Raw genomic sequence first — 20,144 nt, forward strand, 5'->3', positions numbered from 1 at the left:
ATCTATACTCACGTATCTCATTCAAAACAAAAAGAAATACTTAGTTCTTTTAATCCTGTATCAGCGATTCATTCTGATAAAAAATGAACACTCATTAAACACACTTGTTTCATATATTTATAATTGTTTTACTATATCCTAATAAGCATTGATAGTATAGTATATTGAAACAAAATATGCAAAAATATATTAGGGTAGTCAAATTAATTTCTAGAAATGTTTTAGCAACCGCAGTGTACTATTATAGATTCAATCTGTTTCATATCCCAACTTTAAAAACTTTTAGAGTAACAATTGTTTTATGTTTTAAAACCATATCTCCTCGAAGGTTTAATACAATTTTCAGTTACTTGTAGAGCTAGACATGATACCTCTCATTTTTATATGAAGTATTTAATAAAAAGGAGTATAATAACTTTAAAACTAATTACATGTATATCAATAAGGAGATCAAGTCTTTATGCTGAGAAGATTTGTTACTAAGAACCACCTCTTACTTTACTTCTTTTCTATTGGCATTACTTGGCTGGAAGCGATTATCACGCCAGCCCTTGTTCAGAACATTGTTGCTAGTTTTACCAATCAAGAACTAGGCCTTCTTTGGAAAGTTTTGATTTTAGGAATCCTTGGTAATCTCATCCTCTTGCTAGGCTTGGCTGGAAAACGCTATTACTACGCCCGTCTGATTACTGATTTCAAATATGGAATCAAGAGTGCTATTTTCAAACGGTTTTTAAATAGTTATGAGATTGATGAAAAGGATATTTTGTCCGACCTAGAAAACGACGTCAAGCAACTAGAAGAAAGCTATATTGAGCCAACGGTTATCATTATGTCTTCTCTTGGCTTCACCACTGTGTCCATTCTCTATGCCCTGTGGACCAACTTTTATCTGGGCTTGATTTTCATCCTCTTCTACTCCTTTCCTGTCCTCTGCAGTGCTATCGGATCCAAGCGCTTGGATTCACTTTCTGAAAAGCGGTCAACTATTAACCAGAGCTACTTATCAAGCTTGACAAATTTTATTGGCGGTAGCCAACAAATTCGCCATTATCAGGGACAAGACTTCTTTTTTGTTCGCTACCAAAAGCAATTACAAACCAGTCTGGATGCCGAAATCAACTATGAAAAGCAACGCACTTTAAACAGTCTCTTGATCAATAGCATCGATGCCTTTTGTTCCGTCACACCTATCGTAATCGGTGGCTTTATGACCTACTATAATTATTTAGATGCGGCGAGTTTTGTGGCTATCTATCTTGTTTCCCATAATATCGGCTATCAATTCCAAGAGTTGGCTTACTTTACCAACACCCGAAAAGCGACTCGAACTCTTCTCAACAAATACCAAAAACTTTTGAGCCAGTCTGACTCCATCTCGCCTAGAAACATAGAAAATATTTTCCCTATCCAACTTGACAGCATCTCCCTAGAAAAAGAGGGAAATAGCCTCCTGTCTCCGATTTCCATGCACATCAAGCAAGGAGAAAAAATCGCCATTATCGGGGAAAGTGGCTCTGGTAAGACGACACTACTCAATATCATTCATGGAGAAGAGATACCGACAAGTGGACAGATTAGCTTTGCTGGTCAAAACCTGTCACGTAAAGAAATCACAAGCTTTAGTTCCTATATCCTCCAAGATAGCCATTACTTTGACACGCTATCTCTGGAAGACAATATCCTTCTAGGACTGGATAAAAAGGAGGAACGTTTAACCCATATCCTCAAAAAAACAGGATTAGAACATTTGAAAAATCGAACGCTCAGCAGAGATAGTCTGTCTGGTGGCGAGAAACAACGCCTAGAAATCGCTCGCGCCCTCTACCATGATAGCCAACTCATCTTAGCCGATGAGATTAAGGCCAATCTTGACTTGGAAAATAGCAGAAAGATTAGTGAATTGCTCTTCTCCCTACCTCAAACAGTTATTGAAGTCATTCACCACTACACAGAAGAAGACTTAAAACACTATGACCAAGTCATTCTCCTAAGCAAAGAAAAGTGATAGTCTATAAAATACGATTTTAAAAAGCAAGGAACCCAAATTCCTTGCTTTTTAACTCAATATCAAACTGGCTACAATAGGACTGACAAAGACATAGAGAATACCGGTAACACCGATAGCCAAGCCACCCATAGCTCCTGCTACAGAACCGTATCGAAAGGCTGTTCCTGTTCCGACTGCATGGCCTGTTCCACCGAGGGAAAGCCCAACTGCTACTGGATCGTCAATTTTCAACCACTTCAAAAGGGTTGGTCCGATAACACTGGTTAAAATCCCAGTCGCCACTACAACAACCAAGGTCACGGTGGTCAAGCCTTGCAATTTTTCTGTAATTCCCACTGCCATAGCGGTTGTCACTGACTTAGGAAAGAGAGAAATGGCTAGGAAAAAGTCCATGCCAAAGATTTTAGCCACAAGGGCTGTGAAAGAGGTATTAACCACTACAGCTAACAGACTTCCAAAGAGAATACTACGAGCATGGTGCTTCATCAAGTGAAAACTCTTGTAAAGCGGAATCCCTAGAGCCACGGTCGATGGGACAATCAAGTTATTCAGATAAACCCCACCTTGGTAGTAATCTTGGTAAGAAATCCCCGTCACCTTTAGAAAGATAATAATGAAAACAGCTGACAAAAGCAAGGGCGTTGTCAATGGATGAGGAAAACGTCTGTAAATCAGCATTCCCACTAGATAAGCTAGGATAGACAGGGCAAGCCCGAACAGGGGATTAGAAACAAATTCACTCATTTGGCATCTCCTTTCTCATAATCTCCCTCAAATCGTCTCTTGATAAACTGAACCACCAAGGCAATAAGGATAATATTAATAACAGCCGCAAAAAAGACAATCAAAACAATTGGCAAAAGATAGGGAGCAATCACATCAAACTTTTCCATAATTCCCACTGCTGGTGGTAAAAAGAGAATGGTCATATTGGCCAGCAAGAAATTCCCGACCATGTTGACATGCCTTGTTCTCAGCCACTTGAATTGTAGGGCTAGAAAAAGAATAATCAAACCGATAATACTGCCTGGGATGGGCAAATGAAAGAAACTAGAGATTCCCTCTCCGATTAGAGAAATCACAAAGAGAATCATTAATTGAACATATAATTTCATCCTATACTCCACGAAATAGACTTCTTGCATACCAGTTTACTCTTTTTTCAGAAAATTTCAAGGAAATGCACAAGAGTCATTAAAAATTAGAGAGGAAAGGGGATACAAACAATTCTTGACTTGTGAAAACAGGCATGATTTAGGATAAAGGATGCCTGCGTCTTTCTTGCCAGCTCTTTTGAAAAGTAGTATAATTATTGCATGCGCAATCATCTTGTGATATAGAGACTGTCCGTAAATGGACTTTCTTCTATTTATAACTCTAAAAAGAAAGGAGATACTATGACCTATTTGGAAAAATGGTTTGACTTCAATCGGCGTCAGAAAGAAATTGAAAGTCTCTTGGAAGAGACAATTGCCCAGCAGAGCGAGCAAAGTCTGACCTTGAAAGAGTTCTACCTGCTCTACTATCTGGACTTGGCTCAAGAAAAATCTCTACGCCAGATTGACCTGCCAGATAAACTTCATCTGAGCCCGAGCGCTGTTTCTCGGATGGTGGCTCGCTTGGAAGCCAAAAATTGCGGTCTACTTAGTCGCAGATGTTGTGATCAAGATAGGCGCTCTAGCTTTATCTGCCTGACAGGTGATGGGCAAAAGACACTGGCCACTCTACAAAAAGCTGTCGAAGAAAGCTTGGAAACTGGTTTAGATTTCTTGATTTAAGATGATTTTTAAAAAAAGTTGCGTGCGCAATCATTTTTCTTGACATTCTCTTTTACAAGGAGTAAAATAAAGTCATCATTAAACAAAGGAGTTTTAAATATGATTGAAATTACCTATCTAGATGCCAGCAAGAACGAAAGAACTGTAACCTTCGATTCTTATGAAGACTTTGATCGTTCGCAACAAGCTTGCCTTATCGGCGTCGCAGACTACTACCCTGTCCAAAAATTGACTTATAACGGTCATAATTTGGACTACCATGGGACTTACGGAGATGTCTTCTTCTATCTCATGAAACAAGATTTAAGCCAATATAACTAAAAAAAGGAGAAATACAATGGCAAAAGCAATTACAGATGCAACATTCGAACAAGAAACTAAAGACGGTTTGGTCTTGGTAGACTTTTGGGCAACTTGGTGTGGTCCATGTCGTATGCAAGGTCCAATCTTGGACAAATTGTCTGAAGAACTTTCAGAAGATGTCTTGAAAATCGTTAAAATGGACGTTGATGAAAATCCAAACACAGCTCGTGTTTTTGGAATCATGTCTATCCCAACTCTTCTCTTCAAAAAAGACGGCCAAGTTGTGAAACAAGTTGCTGGTGTTCACACAGCAGAACAAATCAAGGCTATCGTTGCTGAATTGAGCTAATCAAACGAGAGACCAAGTACTTGCTTTGGTCTCTTTTTTCTTGCCCTTTGCCATTTTTCAAAAAATATGCTAGACTGTAAGTAGAATATTACGATGTTTGGGACATGCCATCGCTAAAAAAAACCTTGACTTGGTATTTTTTAGCTCCCTCATGGGAGCTTTTTGCGTGCTCTGAACATTTCGCATTTTGGAAGGAGTACTATGAAACGTCAATCAGCCTTGGTCGTCTTTAGTGGCGGTCAAGATTCCACAACCTGCCTCTTTTGGGCTAAAGAACACTATGAAACTGTCGAAGCTGTCACCTTTGCCTACGGCCAACGCCATCATCTCGAAATTCAAGTTGCTGAAGAAATCGCTAAGGAACAAGGCATTCGTCATCACATCTTGGATATGTCTCTGCTGGGACAAATCACTGAAAATGCCTTGACCTCTGATCTGGAGATTGAGCAAAAAGAGGGAGAAGTTCCCAATACCTTCGTTGACGGTCGCAACCACCTCTTTCTGTCCTTTGCGGCAGTTCTTGCCAAGCAACGAGGCATTAAAGACATCGTGACAGGTGTCTGCGAGACAGACTTCTCAGGCTACCCCGATTGTCGAGATGTCTTTGTCAAATCTCTCAATGTTACTCTCAACCTTGCCATGGATTACGACTTTGTTATCCAAACGCCTCTCATGTGGCTGGACAAGGCTGAAACTTGGGAATTAGCTGACCAACTCGATGCCTTTGACTATGTTCGTGAAAAGACCTTAACCTGCTACAATGGGATTATCGGAAGCGGCTGTGGAGATTGCCCAGCCTGCCACCTACGTCAACATGGTCTAGATGTTTATCTCTCACAGAAAGGAGAGAGCTAATGTTTTTTGCACCCAAAGAAATCAAACAGGAAACTGGGGAGTCGCTTATCTACAATCCTTACAGAACCTTGGTATCAAAAGAGTTTACCTTTGATGCTGCCCACCACCTCTTTCACTATGAAGGAAAATGCAAATCCCTTCATGGCCACACCTATCATCTGCAGATTGCTGTCAGTGGATTTTTAGATGAGCGGGGCATGACCTACGATTTCGGAGACATCAAAGCCATCTACAAGAACTACTTAGAGCCCCATCTGGATCATCGCTATCTCAATGAAACCCTGCCTTATATGAACACGACTGCTGAAAATATGGTTTACTGGATTTTCCAAACCATGAGTCAAGAGTTGCCAGATGAACGCGGTCTCCGTTTGGAATACGTTCGCCTCTATGAGACTCCTACGGCCTTTGCAGAGTTTAGACGGGAGTGGTTAGATGACTAGGGAGCGTGTCCTCAAACTACCAGTTCTGGAAATTTTTGGCCCAACCTTTCAAGGTGAAGGCCGTGCTATCGGGCAGAAAACCATGTTTGTCCGCACTGCCGGTTGCGACTACCACTGCGACTGGTGCGACTCTGCCTTTACTTGGGATGGTTCTGAGAAACCTACTCGCATGACTGCTGACGAGGTCATTGCTGCCTTGGATAAATTGGGGAGCTACGACTACGTTACCTTGTCTGGCGGAAATCCCGCTATCCTAGCAGCCAACATGGCTCAACTGGTCACCAAGCTCAAGGAACGTGGTGTCACCCTTGCTGTTGAAACTCAAGGCTCCCGCTGGCAAAATTGGTTAAAAGACATCGACCAGGTCACTCTGAGTCCCAAACCTCCTTCATCTAAGATGGAAGTCAATTTCGAGACTTTAGACTTTATCGTTTCCCAACTGGATCCAGACAAGGTCACCTTTAAAATCCCTATCTTTGATGATGCCGATTTAGCCTTTGCCAAAGGGATTCAAGAACGCTACCAACCAGATGTTCTCTTCTTATCAGCAGGAAATCCTGAGCCCAAGGCTACAGGCAATATTGTCCAAGACCAACTGGACCGTCTCAAAGAACTCTGGGAACGCATCGCTGCTGACGATAGCTGGGGCAATGTCCGCGTCCTTCCTCAACTCCATACCCTCCTCTACGATAACCAACGTGGTGTTTAAGATTAGAAAGAAAAAATTATGTCACAACAAGAAGAAATGAAAAACCTAAGCCTCCTCGGCAACAAAGAAACCAACTATATTTTTGACTATCAACCAGAAGTCCTCGAATCCTTTGACAACCGTCATGTGGAGAACGACTATTTCATCAAATTCAACTGTCCTGAATTTACCTCACTGTGTCCAATCACTGCTCAGCCAGACTTTGCGACCATTTATATTTCCTACATTCCTGACAAGCTCTGCGTCGAGTCAAAATCCCTCAAACTCTACCTCTTTAGCTACCGAAATCATGGGGATTTCCACGAAAACTGTATCAATACCATCGGGAAAGACTTGGTCAACTTGCTAGACCCTCGCTATTTAGAAGTCTGGGGAAAATTCACTCCGCGCGGTGGCATTTCAATTGACCCTTACTACAACTATGGTAAACCAGGAACTAAGTATGAAGGCTTGGCAGAACAACGCCTCTTCCAACACGACCTCTATCCAGAGAAAATTGACAACCGCTAAACTCATACTCAATGAAAATCAAAGAGCAAACTAGGAAGCTAGCCTCAGGTTGCTCAAAGCAATGCTTTGAGGTTATAGATAAGACTGACGAAGTCAGCTCAAAACACTGTTTTGAGGTTGTGGATAGAACTGACGAAGTCAGTGACCATATCTACGGCAAGGCAAAGCTGACGTGGTTTGAAGAGATTTTCGAAGAGTATAATACAAAAAAGCCCTGTTCCTCAAAACGAGGAGCAAGGCTTTTTGTGTTTCAATTATTCTTCTGTTCCAAGGAAATTTTTAGCAACCAGTGCTGCAAGAATACCACCAACGATTGGGGCAAGGATGAAAATCCATACTTGTTGAAGGGCTGCACCACCTACCAAGACAGCAGGTGCCAAGCTACGAGCTGGATTTACTGAAAGGCCAGTAATGTTTAAGCCAACAAGGATCATGGCCATCAATGACAAACCAATTACCAAACCAGCAATCGCGCCATTGCCCTTGCTTTCTGAAGTCACGGTCATGATAACCAAGACAAACAAGAAAGTTGCGATAACTTCAAATAAGAAACCACCAAAGACAGTGACACCGTTTGCCAAGGCATTTTCACCAAGGCTAGCAGTTGACATACCTGAATTCGCCAAGAGGAAGAAGACAGCGCCAGAAGCGATGAAAGCTCCAACAACTTGCCCAAGGATGTAGTTGACAAGCTCTTTTGATGTCAAACGTTTGTTTACAAACATAGCAATCGAAACTGCTGGGTTCAAGTGAGCACCTGAAACAGTTCCGATTGAGTAAGCAGCAACCACGATGGCTAAACCAAAGGCAAAGGCGATTCCAAGGTGACCTAGGCCATCAAGACCATTTCCAAAAACAACAGCTCCTGTCCCAACGAACACAAGCATGAAAGTACCGATTAATTCAGCAACAAATTTTTTCATTTTCTTTCTCCTTTTTTCAAAAACTAGATACTAGTCTATCAAAAGAGGGAAAGGGTTTCAAGAAAATTGATTGGAAAATCTGACTCGCTTTTTCTTAGTATTGAAAAGATTGGATAGCTTCTTTCAAGTCATCTTGTAAACTATTTCTCTGGTCAAGTTGGACATAGACTTCCAACAGGCAGGATCTAAAGTTGGAAAATTTGTAAAAATCTTCCCTTTCTTCTATCGGAAAATCAACAGTTTTTATCCAAGAAGCTACTTGTTCTTGCGCTAACTTCCCTTGTAAAATCGGTTCATAAAGTACTCTGGCTAAACGCCAATCCTCATCATCTGTATAACGAATGGCAATTCTTTTAAATAATTGGCCAAGTATGTCAAATACTTCATGAACTCTGTTTTTAGGAAAGTCTGGATGACAAACTACCTCTGTCAGTAAATCGGCTCCGTGTGCAAAAGCGTGAACCCAACCATACTGACTTGAAAAACCTGTCGTGTCTTTTTCTTTTGAAAGATAGTGCAAACCTTGATTTAAAAGGACATTGCGAATTTCTGCTTTTAATCCCTGATAAAAACCCGATTGCTGGTTAGCATCTGCAGACAAGAGATTTGCATAAACAAGTGCCCTAAAAGAACGTTCAAGTGTTGGCAGACCTACCATATCAATCTCTTTATCTAGTCCTCCATCAGCTGAGACCACCTCAGCAATGAACTGAAATTGTTCCTGTGTAAATAGCTCTTCCTGAATCCCTCTAGCAAAGCTTGTAAAAACAAGGTCATCGCGAATTTCTGGAGAAGGATCTCCCAAATGGTCAAGCAACCACTGGATTTCCTCCTGATGATATCTTGGTTTTTCTTCTGCTATTTTTCTTAGTAACTCTTGATACATGGTCAATACCTCTACATTTCTAGCAGCTGTTCAAAAAGCCAGCCTTAAATGACTTAATATTGAATTCTCAATTAAATACAATCTGATAAAAAATGAAGTAAATAAGGATCAATATCAACTCTACAACAAGTTCAAATTTAACATCACGGCCTTCAACGGCGTGTTTGAAAATAGCTACAGCCAATCCAATTATAATGACGCTTAACAAGCCCATAAACATCATTCTAGAACAACATTTCTATTCCTCTACTCTCCCAACTGGGCACTGTAGGCAATAATCTGGTCAACTGTGTCTGACAAGAACTGGATGGTATCACGGAGTGGTTTATCGGTTGAAATATCAGCTCCGATAATCATGGCTGACTCAAGCGGTGTCTTACTACCACCTGATTTGAGGAGATTGAGCCAGTCTTCAGCTCCGGTTTCTGAATGTTTCAGATGAAGATAACCAGCAGTCGAGATGACTAGTCCAGCTGAGTAGGTGTAACTATACAAGCCCATGTAGTAGTGAGCTTGGCGCATCCAAGTCAGAGCCGCATCGTCGTCAATTTCAATGGCATCTCCCCAGAAGTCTGTCAAGACTTCCTTCATAATGCTGTTGAGCTTGCTTGCTCCGAAGGTCTCCCCTTCTTCAATCAATGTATACACCTTACGCTGGAAGGCTGCTTCCAAGAGGTGAGTGATGAAATTATGGAAGTAGGTATCTGTCAAGCGGTGGGCAAGAGCGAAGCGTTTTTGACGCGGGTCGTCAGATTGGTGCTCCAAGTAGTCACTTAAAAGCAACTCATTGAAGGTTGATGGAGCCTCAACATAGTAGGTTGACATGTGGGCGTTGAAGTAGCTTTGGTGATTGTCAGAAAAGATGAATTGACCAGAATGCCCGATTTCATGAATCAAGGTATAGACATCGCTTAAACGACCAGTCCAACTCATGAGGACATAAGGGTGCACGCGATATGGATCCGCCGCATAACCACCAGAATCCTTGCCGCTATTGGCAGCGAAGTCCACCCAGCGCTCTTCTTGATAGCGAGCAACTTCCTGACAATATTCTTTCCCCAAAGGTTCTACCGACTTCATGACCAAATCATAGGCGTCGTCAATGGTCACTTCAGGATTGAGGGCGCTGTCCAAGTCCAATTTCCAGTCTGCAAAGGTCATCTTTTCAAGACCATTTACCTTGGCAACATGCTTGAGGTATCTCTGAGCAACCAGCGCAAAATCCTTCATGATGAGGTCAATCTGGCGATCAAACATAGCACGATCCACTTCTTGTTCAGCCAGAAGATAATCAAAGACGGAGTCATAGCCCTTCATATCTGCCAAGAGTTTTTCAGACTTGACTTGGGCTAGATAGGCTGCCGCAGCCGTATTTTGGTGCTTACGAAGTCCCTCTGAGAAGGAACGGAAGGATTTCTCACGAACTTCAGCATCCTCGTGGTTTTGGTAGAAATTCTCATAGGTGACAAAGCTGTTTTTGTAGGTCTTGCCATTGACTTCAAAGTCTGCCATTTCAAAATCTCCAGCTCGCATCTTAGTGTAAATATCCTGCGGACTGTAGAAAACTTCACCCAGATTGGTCAAGGCCTTCTCCACATCTGCCCCTAGATAGTGGGCTTTTTTAATTTTGGCCTGACGAATAGCTGCCGTCAAGTGAGGCAATTCACCCAAACGGTCCAAGACTTCCTCGTCTGCAGCCACCAAGGCATCATCAAAGAAGGTCAAAGCTACGCTGGCATCCGTTTCAAATTCCATCCCAGCTTGGGCAATATCAGCAAACTCTTCATTGCTATAGTCTGTCGTCTGAGGCATAAAGCCATAGTTGCCAATATGGCTCATCTGGATGTAGATTTGTTCCAATTCCGCAAAGGCCTTTTCAAAATCCTCAAAAGTATGAAGATTACCCTTGTAATCACGGCTAAATTGATTGATATCTTCGCGAGCTTTCTCGATTGCACGCAAGAAATCCTCACGGTCTTGGTATAGGGCTGTTAAATCCCAAAGTTCCTTCTCTGGAAATTCTGAACGGTGTTTTTGTTTCATTTTCTTCCTCTTATTTCTCTAATTCTAATAAAACACTAAGGGCTGATAAGGCGTAAAGTGGTGCTGTTTCTGCTCGCAAAATGCGAGGACCTAGGCCTGCCAAAACGGCTCCTTTAGCTTCAAAACTTTCGATTTCTGCAGGTGATAGACCACCTTCTGGACCAAAGATAAAGAGCAGTTTGGCTCCTTTTTCAAGACCAGAGACCGCTTGTAAGAGCGCAGCGGCTTCTCCTTCCTTGGCCGACTCTTCATAGGCTACTACGATGCGGTCGAATTGGTCAAGTTGGGCTAGAAAATCTGCTTTCTTCTCAAAAAGCTGAATACTTGGTACAATATTGCGCTTGCTTTGTTCTGCTGCTCCAAGGGCAATTTTTTCTAGTTTTTCAACCTTTTTACCCAATTTCTTGCCATCCCATTTGGCAACTGACCAATCGGCAGGAAAGGCCCAGATTTGACTGGCACCCAGTTCCGTCACTTTTTGAGCGATAAACTCCAGCTTGTCTCCCTTGGGGAAGCCGGATGCGATGGTCGCTTGGACTGGTAGTTCCACATTGTCAGCTAGTTCCTCAACCAATTCAAACTGACGATTTTCCACATCCAGCACACGCGCCAAGCGCTTAATTCCATCATCAAAGACCAAAGTAACCTCATCATCTTCTTTCAAGCGCATAACCTGAAACATATGCTTGCTGGTTTCCTTGTCCTCGATGGTGACAGGAGAGATAGCACTGCCTTTGACAAAATACTGCTGCATGCTAGCCTCCAATCACACCTGAAATATCCTTGGTTTTCTTAAAGACACAGGCATTCCATTCCCCTTGAATCATGTGGGTTTCAAGGAAAAATCCAGCTGACTCAGCCGACTCGCGCACCATGTCCCACTTGTCCTTGATAATGCCACTCATGATGAGGTAGCCTTCATCCTTGACCAAGCGATAAGCATCATCCGTCAGATGAACGAGGATATCCGCCAAGATATTAGCTACAATCACATCTGCCTCAATCTCAACACCCTTAAGCAAATCACCTGCTGCTACATGGATGTTTTCCATACCAGGGTTTAGCTCAATATTTTCCTGAGCAACTCTAACTGCTACATCATCCAGGTCGTAGGCAAAGATTTCCTTGGCACCAAGCAGCGAGCTGGCAATAGAGAGAACCCCTGAACCAGTCCCCACATCCAGCACCGTTTCACCACCACGAAGAACCTGTTCCAAGGCAAAAAGGCTCATCTTGGTAGTTGGGTGGGTTCCTGTCCCGAAGGCCATCCCAGGATCCAGCTTGATAATCTTTTCCCCAGCAGTCGCCTCATAGTCTGTCCAAGAAGGCACGATAGTTAAGTCATGAGTAATTCGAGCTGGCTCATAGTATTTCTTCCAATTGTCCGCCCAGTCTTCCTCAGCCAAGGCAGTGGTCCCCATTTTGACCTCACCCAAATCCATAAAGTCTGTCAATTCTGCTAAGCGAGCCTGCAAATCCGCCTCAACCACTGCTACATCCACCGTGTCAGGGTAGTAGGCTGTCACAACGATTTCTTCTTGCTGCTCAACCTCTGGGAAAATCTCGCCGAAGCGGTCGACATTTCCCACATAGTCCATGCTATCTTCAATCGCAACACCTTGCGCTCCCAACTCAATCAAGAGATTGGAAACCAATTCCTCTCCCTCACGCTTCACTGTAACTTTTAACTCTTGCCATGTTTCCATATTTAAGATACCAAGCCCGTAAAACAAAAAGCCAAAATAGGAAATTCTCTGAAGACGCTTGTGTCTAAGAAAAGTTTATCTTTTTGGCACAGTGTTTTGGGCGGGTTCAGTTTAGAAATGTAACTGAACTATCCTTTCTAATCACTTACTTTTAAATAATCTTTTAATCTCTCTTGCAACTGCGGAACTACTTGACTGGATGTCAAAAATTCCTCGACATTCATCAACTGATAGCCCTGTCCTTCATCTCCAAAGACAATCTTGTCAAATTGGTCCTGAGCCAACTTGCCAACTAGAAATACAGATTGTTTATCTGCAAAAAGCATACTTGGGTAAACCTTACTCCAAAGCAGACAATCTTCAGTTAGATGAATTCCCAGTTCTTCATAAACTTCACGCGCTACACACTCAAAAGGACTTTCATCGCCTTCACGTCCACCACCGGGCAGTTCCCACATATTGGGCCAGGGAATGCTCGCCTTATCATCGCGTAAGATAGTCAAGAGCCTATCCCCACAAAACAAAGCAATCTTACAGCCTGTGAAATCAGAAATCTCTATGTCCATGTCAAACTCCTAATATCTCGGATAAGGATAAAACTCTCCTTCTTCCAAGCCAACTTTTCCTTCTTCAAAGACTTCTTGGTTCCATTCCATGACGAATTCCTCTGCTTCTGGGTCTTCCAAAAAGTCCATGAGGGCATCCAGCCCAACCTCGGCAGTATCTTTAAGGAAAAGGACGAAATAGGCCAAAAATTCGCGAGAGAATCCTTTTTTAGGTAGGTAAGGAATGACAGTCAAATAGTCTTCCTCATTGACTGTTGACTTAGCAGGGTTGTAGAAAAGGACTGCTTCTTCAAAGAGAATGTCATCTGACGAAACCTCTCCGTCTTCATCTACCATCTCCACACCTGCAGCGTTTTGCGCTTCCAATAGAAAACTCACTTCAACCGCGTGGTTACGCTTGTCCCAACTAATCTCAAAGTCAAAGGGAAAATTCTTCTCCAACTCTTCCTCTAAAACATCTAAAAATCCATATGTTGCCATTTTGTCCTCTTTCTATGCGACTCTTAAATCGCCCCGATTGCTCGGAAATATGCTAAAATAGATACTACCATCTTACCACATATACATCAGAAAATCCACGTTAGAAAGGACTGCTATGCCAGACAATCTCGCGCTTCGCATGCGCCCTAAAACCATCGACCAGGTCATCGGTCAGGAACATCTGGTCGGACCTGGAAAAATCATCCGCCGCATGGTGGAAGCCAATCGCCTGTCCTCCATGATTCTCTATGGACCTCCAGGAATCGGCAAGACCAGTATTGCCTCTGCCATCGCTGGAACAACAAAGTATGCCTTTCGAACTTTCAATGCGACAGTTGATAGTAAAAAGCGATTGCAAGAAATTGCGGAAGAGGCTAAATTCTCTGGTGGTCTCGTCCTATTACTAGACGAGATTCATAGACTAGATAAAACCAAGCAAGACTTCCTCTTGCCTCTCTTGGAAAGTGGTCTGGTCATCATGATTGGCGCTACGACTGAAAATCCTTTCTTTTCTGTCACTCCTGCCATTCGTAGCCGTGTTCAAATTTTTGAGTTGGAACCTCTGTCTAACCAAGACGTCAAAGAGGCCCTGCAGATAGCTCTAAGTAACCCTGAGCGTGGTTTTGATTTTCCAGTAGAACTAGATGAGGAGGCGCTGGATTTCATTGCGACCTCTACAAACGGAGACCTTCGCTCTGCCTTCAACTCACTGGACTTGGCTGTTCTCTCTACTCCCGAAAATGACAAGGGCATCCGCCATATCACTCTAGACATCATGGAAAATAGTCTGCAGCGGAGCTACATCACTATGGATAAGGATGGAGATGGCCACTATGATGTTCTCTCAGCCCTGCAAAAGTCTATCCGTGGCTCAGATGTTGATGCCAGTCTTCACTATGCTGCCCGCTTGATTGAGGCTGGTGATTTGCCAAGTCTCGCTCGTCGTTTGACTGTTATCGCTTATGAAGATATCGGTTTGGCCAATCCTGAAGCCCAGATTCACACCGTGACTGCTCTTGATGCTGCCCAGAAGATTGGGTTCCCAGAAGCCCGCATTCTCATTGCCAATGTCGTGATTGATTTGGCCCTTTCTCCAAAATCCAACTCAGCCTATGTAGCTATGGATAAGGCACTTGCTGACCTCAAAACATCAGGGCACTTGCCTATTCCGCGACACTTGCGTGATGGGCACTACAGTGGAAGCAAGGAACTAGGGAATGCCCAAGACTATCTCTATCCACATAACTATCCTGGAAATTGGGTCAAGCAAGACTATCTGCCAGAAAAAATTCGTAATCATCACTATTTCCAAGCAGAAGATACTGGTAAATATGAACGGGCTTTGGCTCAAAGAAAGGAAGCTATCGACCGTTTGCGAAAAATCTGAAATCCTTTTCAAAAAATTGCACTTTCCTCTTGATTTTTTTTGAAAAAGTGGTATCATATAAACATAGAAACGCTGTGGTGTACGACTTCACACTTAAGTGTTGACCGACTATTTTTTGTATTATTAGGGAAACAAAAGTCTTCTAACAGCATGTAGGCCGTCTCACACGGAAACAGCTTCAGTTAGAGCGAGTTGCCCACCTGCTTAATTGCGCGGGTTCAATACAAACCGTGAAGTTTCGGCACCAATACAGCTTTTTATTTGCCTCCTTAGCTCAGCTGGCAGAGCAGCGGACTCTTAATCCGTGGGTCACAGGTTCGATCCCTGTAGGGGGCATCTAAATACAACAGGAAAAAGCCTTGTAAATCAAGGCTTTTTTTGCTTGTCTATAACTGATTTACCCCATCATTTGTCCCACATTTTAAATCTATCTTTTCTTTTTGAATCAAATTACATCTTTACAAATAGTGTAAAGCCAGTTACTTTTGCTTTGATTCCATACAATATTTTCATGTAGAGAAGACAAATTTTATCTTCTCTTTTTATTTTCAAAATAATAAAAACTGATTTTCTTTTCATAAATCAGACTGAAACTTCCAAATTTTCCATTTTGTTTATTGACATTTCCTCTAAAAAGGTGTATAATATTTTTATTATCAAACTATACTATACTATACTATATAGGGGGTATTGAAATGAAATTTTCTAATCGTTTACTGCTATTCCTTGCAGGAGTTGTTTTTGTCCTTTTAGGACTTTTCCTATTTACAAACCCAGTAGCTAATCTTGTTGCTTACAGCTGGTGGATTGCATTTGGTTTACTGGTTTCTTCTATAGCAGCTATTTTAGGCTATTTCTCTGTACCAAAAGAGCTTCGCTCACCAGCTCATCTTTTCCAAGGGATTGTTAATCTTCTCTTAGCTCTTTACCTCGTTGCCTATGGCTTTGTGACGCTGCCAGTTGTCATTCCAACTATTTTAGGAATTTGGTTAATTGTAGAAGCCATTATAGCTTTCTTTAAAGGCAATCGTCTGGGATTGATTTTCCCTATTATTGGCAACCATATCATGTGGATAGCGTTGCTTGCATTTTTACTAGGTCTAGTGATTTTGTTCAATCCAGTAGCTACAAGTGTCTTTGTCGTTTATGTCGTTGCCTTTGCATTTTTAATTGTTGGTTTCACCTATATCCTTGATGCCTTTCGTAAATAATCTAGCTGCCATTTTGGGCATATTAAAATAGCTGGGAAGTTACATTCTCAGCTTTTTCTGTTGCCTCCTTAGCTCAGTTGGTAGAGCAGTAGACTCTTAAGCTATGGGGCGCAGGTTCGAGCCCTGCAGGGGGCACATCTAAATCAACAGAAATAAGCCTTGAAACCAAGGCTTTTTTTAACGTCTAATAGCTTTTTGTAGAAAAGTATTTAAAAATAAAAGAGAAGAGAATCTCTCACTCTCTTCTCAGTATATCTTATTAAATTTAGTTTTTCTTAATCTAGCTGATTTTCCTTTGCAACGACAAATTCCTTAACCAATCGATAGATAACAGCAAATATCGGTGTAAAGAATATCATCCCAAGTAAGCCAAAGAGATTGCCTCCAATACTAGCAGCCGCAAGCGTGAAAATAGCTGGCAAACCAATAGACTGACCTACAACTCTAGGATAAATAAGGTTTCCTTCAATCAGCTGTATAACTTGATATAGAAGAAGAGAAAGTAAGGCTTGAGTAGGACTCACTGTGAAGATAAAAATCGCTCCCACAACACAAGCAATCATAGGCCCTACATAAGGAATGAACGATAGCACTCCTGCAAAGATACCTGTCATTACTCCATAGGGTATCCCAAACACGCTGTAACCAACCGCTATCATAACTCCTATGATAACTGCTTCAATCAGCTGACTCATCAAAAATTGGTCATAAGTCTCTAGTGCTACTTGTCCAATGTAAGTCAACTTTATCACCACCTTCTCTGGAAGAAAAACTTTTAGAAGTCGACTCGTCATCGCTGCCAAATGTTCCTTACTGGATAAAAATAAAAAGGTGAAGACTATAATCAAAAAGGCATTCATCAAACTTGAAAAAATATTGCCGATATTACTAGTCAGACCTGATAAAAAACCTATCAAAGCTTGGCTAATAGAACTAGATTGTCCCTGTATGCCTGATACGATAGTTGACAACATGTCTTTGGTTACAAATTCCGAGCTGCCTAGCAATTTCCCAAGTTGAGTAAGGACTGTTGAAAGGACTGTTCCCAGCTGACTAATAGTCTGGGCTAGGGTTGGCAGCACCAAAACCAAAAGAGCAATCACGATTAAGATAAGAGCTAGGAAAACAAGTACCATGGCAATCGGACGACGCAACTCTGCCTTTACCTTCAATTTAACTAAGTACTGTTCAATTTTTTTCATAGGAACATTAAGCACAAAAGCAATAACAGCACCATAAATCAAGGTTGATATTACATCAAAGAGAGAGATTGCTCCTGATATAAAGCTCGATGCATTCAGAATTACAAGAGCAACCAGCCCTATAAAAAGTATTAACGGGGTGTATTTTTTTACTAAGTTCATAAATTCTCCTTAATAAACATGTTTAGATACGACTATACTATTTGGTTTTTCAAACTCTCGATTAAGGTAGGCTTGGTAAGTTCCTGGAGCGATAAATCCTTTGGGTGAGAGGATATCGGTGCCAGCCTGACCGACTATGGTATCAGCCAAGAGCACACAGTTTGTAGATAAGACAAAGTAGGATTTAAACTTAGATTTGATAAATTTATAAAGTTCCCCATCTGTCTCATGTCTGATTTTATAAGCGTAGGTGTAGTCTTCCTTACCATCACCTGTCATGATTTTATCTGCACTTGGCTCCCATGGAATCGTCAGTTGTTTCAATTCAGCCAACTTTTTCTGAACTGCTTTTTCCATTTCAGGCGTCAAATCTATCCCATAACCAAAAAGCGTTTTTTGACTCTCACGTTTACATAGGTCAATGTACTTGTCACGATCACAGAAATATAAGACACCATCTCCTACCATGCCAAATAAGGTCTCAGAAGACGGATCATAGTTGCCATAAGAAATAACACGGCCTTGATAGCAGATATCCACATGACCAATTGCCGAAAACAGAGAGGTCTCAGCTGTATGAACAAAAATTTCAAGCACCGCTGTCTTACCAAACTTCACCATTCCAAGATGGATATCCTCTCTCTCATCAGCATTTTCCTGCATGAATTTGTTGATTTTTGCTAAAGTTCTTGCAGGGATGAGAGCGGCTAGGACAATAGGTAAGCTAATTCTAATGCGACGTTTGAGATGGTTTTTCCCAATTTCCTCCTCAAACAAGAAACCATCACGGATATTGGACACACCATAAAGGAAAAAATAAGCCCCTAATACAAAGAGTTGAAAGACAGAATTTCCTGTAGAGGACAAAAGACTAGTCCCACCAAGAAAAACTAGTACGAGTCCATCTAGTAAGAGACGAAAACGAGGTCGAATTTTGTTTTTGCGGTAGAGAACATAGGTGACAAGGTTAATACTAGCATGAAAAATCTGATAAACTCCAATCACAAGAGCCAAAATATAAATCGGCACATCCGTCGCAAGATTGGAGCCAAGCAAATATCCCAGCACTAACAATTTAACCAGTGCAACTCCCAAGGTGTCCGTTGACTGACTTTTTTTGAAAATACGTAATACTAAATCTAAGACCGTTGCTATCCAAGCTAAAAACAGAACCAGTCGAATAACCTTTACTGGCAACCAAGTCCCCGTGACCATCAAGATGAGACCTAGCAGAACAAACAAGAACCCCTGAGCAAGTAATTTCTTACCTGTCAGACCTAAAGATAGAATTTTCGCCATATAAAAACCTTTCAACAATAAAAATTAAACACTCCGATTAAACTGACTAGTAAATAGCCAACACTACAAACAGCCTGTGCCAGCAACATATGGTGACTAGAAATGACTGTAGTAATGTCACCATCTTGTCTTATGCACTTCTAAAATTTGTTATATTGATTAGAAACCAGAGCTTATAAAAACTAGCTAAACTCGAGAGATAGACACAATTGCGACGAAAAAATGTATAACCAATTCAACTTGTTAAGGTAAGAAAGCATTATTTCCAATCTATTAATTATTCATCTATTACCTATTATGACACAATATTCCCTATAGTTCAACTTTTTACTTGTTTTTATATTACACGGACTAAAAAGTTTTCAACAGTTGATTGCATTTGTTTTAATAAGTTTTAACCTTTCTTGGTTAGATAAAAAAAGAACCATACAGTTTAGAATCTGTATGGTTTTTGCCCCACTTTTGTCCCATTTTTAAATCATGACATTGAAAATACCTAAAATCACTTATATTTCAATATTTTTAATTGCTCTCAATATGAAAGTCCTTTCCAAATCCCTGTAGGGGGCATCTAAATACAACAGGAAAATCCTTGGTTTCAAGGCTTTTTTTGCTTTCCTTTTAAAAATTGTCGTGCAATTTGCCGTGTTTTTACAACAAACTTTTCACAGCCATAAATTCCTCACTAATTTTTTCCTCCAATGTGTGACCATAAACTTCAACCAGCATAGAGATATCTTTGTGTCCTAAAATTTTCGCAATAACTCCCAAATCAATATTATTGTGCCATAGATAACTACCATAAGTGTGTCTAGCTCCTTTGGTAGTAATCAATGGAGAAATTTGCAATTCCTTCAACATTACTTTTATAGCTTTATTGACTGTTGCAATATCTGGAACATCGTAGGCATATCCATAATGCTGAAAAATCATTTTATACCTATTCTTGATTCCTAGCTCTTTATTGGCCTTCTCCTGTTCAATTTTTAGGACTTGTAATATCTTAATACATTCTTCGTCTATCGGTACCATCCGAATAGACGTTTTGTTTTTGGAGGGACAAATTTATGAGAAAGGGTATTAAACCTCCTATAATACTGAATAAAATATTTCAGGCTCTTGATAATAATGTCGCAGTCTTGAAGATTGTATTTTACAATACCAACAAATTCATTCTTTTCCCAAGTAATAATATCTCCAAAGGCTGTTACCAACAGCGGAAAAAGAAGTAAGGAACTATTCATAATAATATCCGTAGCAAATCTTTGCATTTTTGCCTTATCTTCTTTAAGATAGTACTATTAAAAAAAGAAAAGGTGAA

General features: G+C 41.2%; 21 protein-coding genes, 2 tRNA genes and 3 pseudogenes. 13 read left to right on the forward strand and 13 right to left on the reverse strand.

Annotated features, from left to right (window positions below):
• Together N8M09_RS11245 and gggC are read left to right on the forward strand one after the other, a co-directional pair.
• A pseudogene (locus N8M09_RS11245) lies at positions 1-87 on the forward strand (tyrosine-type recombinase/integrase); the annotation flags it as partial.
• Positions 88-460: 373 nt separating this feature from the next.
• Positions 461-2,008 carry a streptosactin export ABC transporter GggC gene (gene gggC / locus N8M09_RS07015; protein WP_261064688.1) on the forward strand — a complete coding sequence of 516 codons (1,548 nt, stop codon included), beginning with the start codon at positions 461-463 and terminating at the stop codon, positions 2,006-2,008.
• A gap of 51 nt (positions 2,009-2,059) precedes the next feature.
• Here the strand turns inward: gggC and N8M09_RS07020 are convergent, their stop codons facing one another.
• Complete coding sequence (locus N8M09_RS07020; protein WP_001288952.1) at positions 2,060-2,755, reverse strand: LrgB family protein; 696 nt, start codon at positions 2,753-2,755, stop codon at positions 2,060-2,062.
• Positions 2,752-3,126, reverse strand: a complete 375-nt coding sequence (locus N8M09_RS07025) for a CidA/LrgA family protein (protein ID WP_000781325.1) — start codon at positions 3,124-3,126, stop codon at positions 2,752-2,754. Before N8M09_RS07025 ends, N8M09_RS07020 begins: the two co-directional genes overlap by 4 nt.
• Before the next feature lie 282 nt (positions 3,127-3,408).
• On the opposite strand from N8M09_RS07025, the gene N8M09_RS07030 reads away from it, so the two are divergent.
• The 7 genes from N8M09_RS07030 to queF all read left to right on the forward strand — a co-directional run bounded on the left by N8M09_RS07030 (position 3,409) and on the right by queF (position 6,958).
• The gene (locus N8M09_RS07030) at positions 3,409-3,789 is read left to right on the forward strand and encodes a MarR family winged helix-turn-helix transcriptional regulator (RefSeq protein WP_033676510.1); all 381 of its coding nucleotides are present in this window, start codon (positions 3,409-3,411) and stop codon (positions 3,787-3,789) included.
• A 99-nt stretch (positions 3,790-3,888) separates the two neighbouring features.
• Positions 3,889-4,110: a DUF4649 family protein gene (locus N8M09_RS07035; RefSeq protein ID WP_261064689.1), complete on the forward strand. Its 222-nt coding sequence runs from the start codon at positions 3,889-3,891 to the stop codon at positions 4,108-4,110.
• A 16-nt stretch (positions 4,111-4,126) separates the two neighbouring features.
• Positions 4,127-4,441 (forward strand): thioredoxin, encoded by a 315-nt coding sequence (gene trxA / locus N8M09_RS07040; RefSeq protein ID WP_007517190.1) that lies wholly within the window; start codon positions 4,127-4,129, stop codon positions 4,439-4,441.
• Positions 4,442-4,642: 201 nt separating this feature from the next.
• Complete coding sequence (queC, locus tag N8M09_RS07045; protein WP_261064690.1) at positions 4,643-5,296, forward strand: 7-cyano-7-deazaguanine synthase QueC; 654 nt, start codon at positions 4,643-4,645, stop codon at positions 5,294-5,296.
• Positions 5,296-5,739 carry a 6-carboxytetrahydropterin synthase QueD gene (gene queD / locus N8M09_RS07050; protein ID WP_261064691.1) on the forward strand — a complete coding sequence of 148 codons (444 nt, stop codon included), beginning with the start codon at positions 5,296-5,298 and terminating at the stop codon, positions 5,737-5,739. Before queC ends, queD begins: the two co-directional genes overlap by 1 nt.
• Entirely contained in the window at positions 5,732-6,448 is a 717-nt protein-coding gene (queE, locus tag N8M09_RS07055; RefSeq protein ID WP_261064692.1) for a 7-carboxy-7-deazaguanine synthase QueE, read from the forward strand. The genes queD and queE overlap by 8 nt, the downstream gene beginning before the upstream one ends.
• Before the next feature lie 18 nt (positions 6,449-6,466).
• Positions 6,467-6,958 carry a preQ(1) synthase gene (gene queF / locus N8M09_RS07060; RefSeq protein WP_000082579.1) on the forward strand — a complete coding sequence of 164 codons (492 nt, stop codon included), beginning with the start codon at positions 6,467-6,469 and terminating at the stop codon, positions 6,956-6,958.
• 254 nt (positions 6,959-7,212) lie between these two features.
• Here queF and N8M09_RS07065 read toward each other — a convergent pair whose 3' ends face one another.
• The 7 genes from N8M09_RS07065 to N8M09_RS07095 form a co-directional block, all read right to left on the reverse strand.
• A complete protein-coding gene (locus N8M09_RS07065) occupies positions 7,213-7,881 on the reverse strand; it encodes an MIP/aquaporin family protein (RefSeq protein ID WP_261064693.1) in 669 nt (222 codons plus the stop codon).
• A 94-nt stretch (positions 7,882-7,975) separates the two neighbouring features.
• On the reverse strand, positions 7,976-8,767 hold the full coding sequence (locus tag N8M09_RS07070) for a DUF2785 domain-containing protein (protein ID WP_261064694.1): 792 nt from the start codon (positions 8,765-8,767) through the stop codon (positions 7,976-7,978).
• Positions 8,768-9,013: 246 nt separating this feature from the next.
• Positions 9,014-10,810, reverse strand: a complete 1,797-nt coding sequence (pepF, locus tag N8M09_RS07075; RefSeq protein WP_261064695.1) for an oligoendopeptidase F — start codon at positions 10,808-10,810, stop codon at positions 9,014-9,016.
• A gap of 10 nt (positions 10,811-10,820) precedes the next feature.
• Positions 10,821-11,564 carry a 16S rRNA (uracil(1498)-N(3))-methyltransferase gene (locus N8M09_RS07080; protein ID WP_261064696.1) on the reverse strand — a complete coding sequence of 248 codons (744 nt, stop codon included), beginning with the start codon at positions 11,562-11,564 and terminating at the stop codon, positions 10,821-10,823.
• Between the two features lies 1 nt (position 11,565).
• A complete protein-coding gene (gene prmA, locus N8M09_RS07085; RefSeq protein ID WP_261064697.1) occupies positions 11,566-12,516 on the reverse strand; it encodes a 50S ribosomal protein L11 methyltransferase in 951 nt (316 codons plus the stop codon).
• 137 nt (positions 12,517-12,653) lie between these two features.
• A complete protein-coding gene (locus N8M09_RS07090; protein ID WP_261064698.1) occupies positions 12,654-13,082 on the reverse strand; it encodes an NUDIX hydrolase in 429 nt (142 codons plus the stop codon).
• Between the two features lie 9 nt (positions 13,083-13,091).
• A complete protein-coding gene (locus N8M09_RS07095; protein ID WP_261064699.1) occupies positions 13,092-13,562 on the reverse strand; it encodes a DUF3013 family protein in 471 nt (156 codons plus the stop codon).
• Between the two features lie 115 nt (positions 13,563-13,677).
• Between N8M09_RS07095 and N8M09_RS07100 the strand changes: the two genes are divergently transcribed.
• The 4 genes from N8M09_RS07100 to N8M09_RS07115 all read left to right on the forward strand — a co-directional run bounded on the left by N8M09_RS07100 (position 13,678) and on the right by N8M09_RS07115 (position 16,295).
• Positions 13,678-14,949: a replication-associated recombination protein A gene (locus tag N8M09_RS07100; RefSeq protein ID WP_261064700.1), complete on the forward strand. Its 1,272-nt coding sequence runs from the start codon at positions 13,678-13,680 to the stop codon at positions 14,947-14,949.
• A 263-nt stretch (positions 14,950-15,212) separates the two neighbouring features.
• Positions 15,213-15,285, forward strand: a tRNA-Lys gene (locus N8M09_RS07105).
• A 359-nt stretch (positions 15,286-15,644) separates the two neighbouring features.
• Positions 15,645-16,160, forward strand: coding sequence for a DUF308 domain-containing protein (locus N8M09_RS07110; RefSeq protein WP_000672739.1), 516 nt, complete (start codon positions 15,645-15,647; stop codon positions 16,158-16,160).
• Between the two features lie 62 nt (positions 16,161-16,222).
• Positions 16,223-16,295 (forward strand) — tRNA-Lys (locus N8M09_RS07115).
• A gap of 140 nt (positions 16,296-16,435) precedes the next feature.
• On the opposite strand, the gene N8M09_RS07120 is transcribed toward N8M09_RS07115, so the two are convergent.
• The 4 genes and pseudogenes from N8M09_RS07120 to N8M09_RS11370 form a co-directional block, all read right to left on the reverse strand.
• The gene (locus tag N8M09_RS07120) at positions 16,436-17,524 is read right to left on the reverse strand and encodes an AI-2E family transporter (protein ID WP_004256071.1); all 1,089 of its coding nucleotides are present in this window, start codon (positions 17,522-17,524) and stop codon (positions 16,436-16,438) included.
• A gap of 9 nt (positions 17,525-17,533) precedes the next feature.
• Positions 17,534-18,823, reverse strand: coding sequence for a DUF308 domain-containing protein (locus N8M09_RS07125; RefSeq protein ID WP_261064701.1), 1,290 nt, complete (start codon positions 18,821-18,823; stop codon positions 17,534-17,536).
• 651 nt (positions 18,824-19,474) lie between these two features.
• Positions 19,475-19,926 (reverse strand): annotated as a pseudogene (locus tag N8M09_RS07130) (tyrosine-type recombinase/integrase); the annotation flags it as partial.
• Positions 19,918-20,094, reverse strand: a pseudogene (locus N8M09_RS11370) (T6SS immunity protein Tdi1 domain-containing protein); the annotation flags it as partial. The pseudogenes N8M09_RS07130 and N8M09_RS11370, both read right to left, overlap by 9 nt.
• Positions 20,095-20,144: the final 50 nt, after the last annotated feature.

Origin of the sequence: Streptococcus mitis (assembly GCF_946190375.1) — a bacterium.
In the GTDB taxonomy this organism is placed as follows: domain Bacteria; phylum Bacillota; class Bacilli; order Lactobacillales; family Streptococcaceae; genus Streptococcus; species Streptococcus mitis_CJ.

What these genes read in the sequence shown, in the direction of transcription:
- gggC (WP_261064688.1), top strand. Translation starts at nt 461, where the DNA reads ATGCTGAGAAGATTTGTTACTAAGAACCACCTCTTACTTTACTTCTTT.
- N8M09_RS07020 (WP_001288952.1), bottom strand. Translation starts at nt 2,755, where the DNA reads ATGAGTGAATTTGTTTCTAATCCCCTGTTCGGGCTTGCCCTGTCTATC.
- N8M09_RS07025 (WP_000781325.1), bottom strand. Translation starts at nt 3,126, where the DNA reads ATGAAATTATATGTTCAATTAATGATTCTCTTTGTGATTTCTCTAATC.
- N8M09_RS07030 (WP_033676510.1), top strand. Translation starts at nt 3,409, where the DNA reads ATGACCTATTTGGAAAAATGGTTTGACTTCAATCGGCGTCAGAAAGAA.
- N8M09_RS07035 (WP_261064689.1), top strand. Translation starts at nt 3,889, where the DNA reads ATGATTGAAATTACCTATCTAGATGCCAGCAAGAACGAAAGAACTGTA.
- trxA (WP_007517190.1), top strand. Translation starts at nt 4,127, where the DNA reads ATGGCAAAAGCAATTACAGATGCAACATTCGAACAAGAAACTAAAGAC.
- queC (WP_261064690.1), top strand. Translation starts at nt 4,643, where the DNA reads ATGAAACGTCAATCAGCCTTGGTCGTCTTTAGTGGCGGTCAAGATTCC.
- queD (WP_261064691.1), top strand. Translation starts at nt 5,296, where the DNA reads ATGTTTTTTGCACCCAAAGAAATCAAACAGGAAACTGGGGAGTCGCTT.
- queE (WP_261064692.1), top strand. Translation starts at nt 5,732, where the DNA reads ATGACTAGGGAGCGTGTCCTCAAACTACCAGTTCTGGAAATTTTTGGC.
- queF (WP_000082579.1), top strand. Translation starts at nt 6,467, where the DNA reads ATGTCACAACAAGAAGAAATGAAAAACCTAAGCCTCCTCGGCAACAAA.
- N8M09_RS07065 (WP_261064693.1), bottom strand. Translation starts at nt 7,881, where the DNA reads ATGAAAAAATTTGTTGCTGAATTAATCGGTACTTTCATGCTTGTGTTC.
- N8M09_RS07070 (WP_261064694.1), bottom strand. Translation starts at nt 8,767, where the DNA reads ATGTATCAAGAGTTACTAAGAAAAATAGCAGAAGAAAAACCAAGATAT.
- pepF (WP_261064695.1), bottom strand. Translation starts at nt 10,810, where the DNA reads ATGAAACAAAAACACCGTTCAGAATTTCCAGAGAAGGAACTTTGGGAT.
- N8M09_RS07080 (WP_261064696.1), bottom strand. Translation starts at nt 11,564, where the DNA reads ATGCAGCAGTATTTTGTCAAAGGCAGTGCTATCTCTCCTGTCACCATC.
- prmA (WP_261064697.1), bottom strand. Translation starts at nt 12,516, where the DNA reads ATGGAAACATGGCAAGAGTTAAAAGTTACAGTGAAGCGTGAGGGAGAG.
- N8M09_RS07090 (WP_261064698.1), bottom strand. Translation starts at nt 13,082, where the DNA reads ATGGACATAGAGATTTCTGATTTCACAGGCTGTAAGATTGCTTTGTTT.
- N8M09_RS07095 (WP_261064699.1), bottom strand. Translation starts at nt 13,562, where the DNA reads ATGGCAACATATGGATTTTTAGATGTTTTAGAGGAAGAGTTGGAGAAG.
- N8M09_RS07100 (WP_261064700.1), top strand. Translation starts at nt 13,678, where the DNA reads ATGCCAGACAATCTCGCGCTTCGCATGCGCCCTAAAACCATCGACCAG.
- N8M09_RS07110 (WP_000672739.1), top strand. Translation starts at nt 15,645, where the DNA reads ATGAAATTTTCTAATCGTTTACTGCTATTCCTTGCAGGAGTTGTTTTT.
- N8M09_RS07120 (WP_004256071.1), bottom strand. Translation starts at nt 17,524, where the DNA reads ATGAACTTAGTAAAAAAATACACCCCGTTAATACTTTTTATAGGGCTG.
- N8M09_RS07125 (WP_261064701.1), bottom strand. Translation starts at nt 18,823, where the DNA reads ATGGCGAAAATTCTATCTTTAGGTCTGACAGGTAAGAAATTACTTGCT.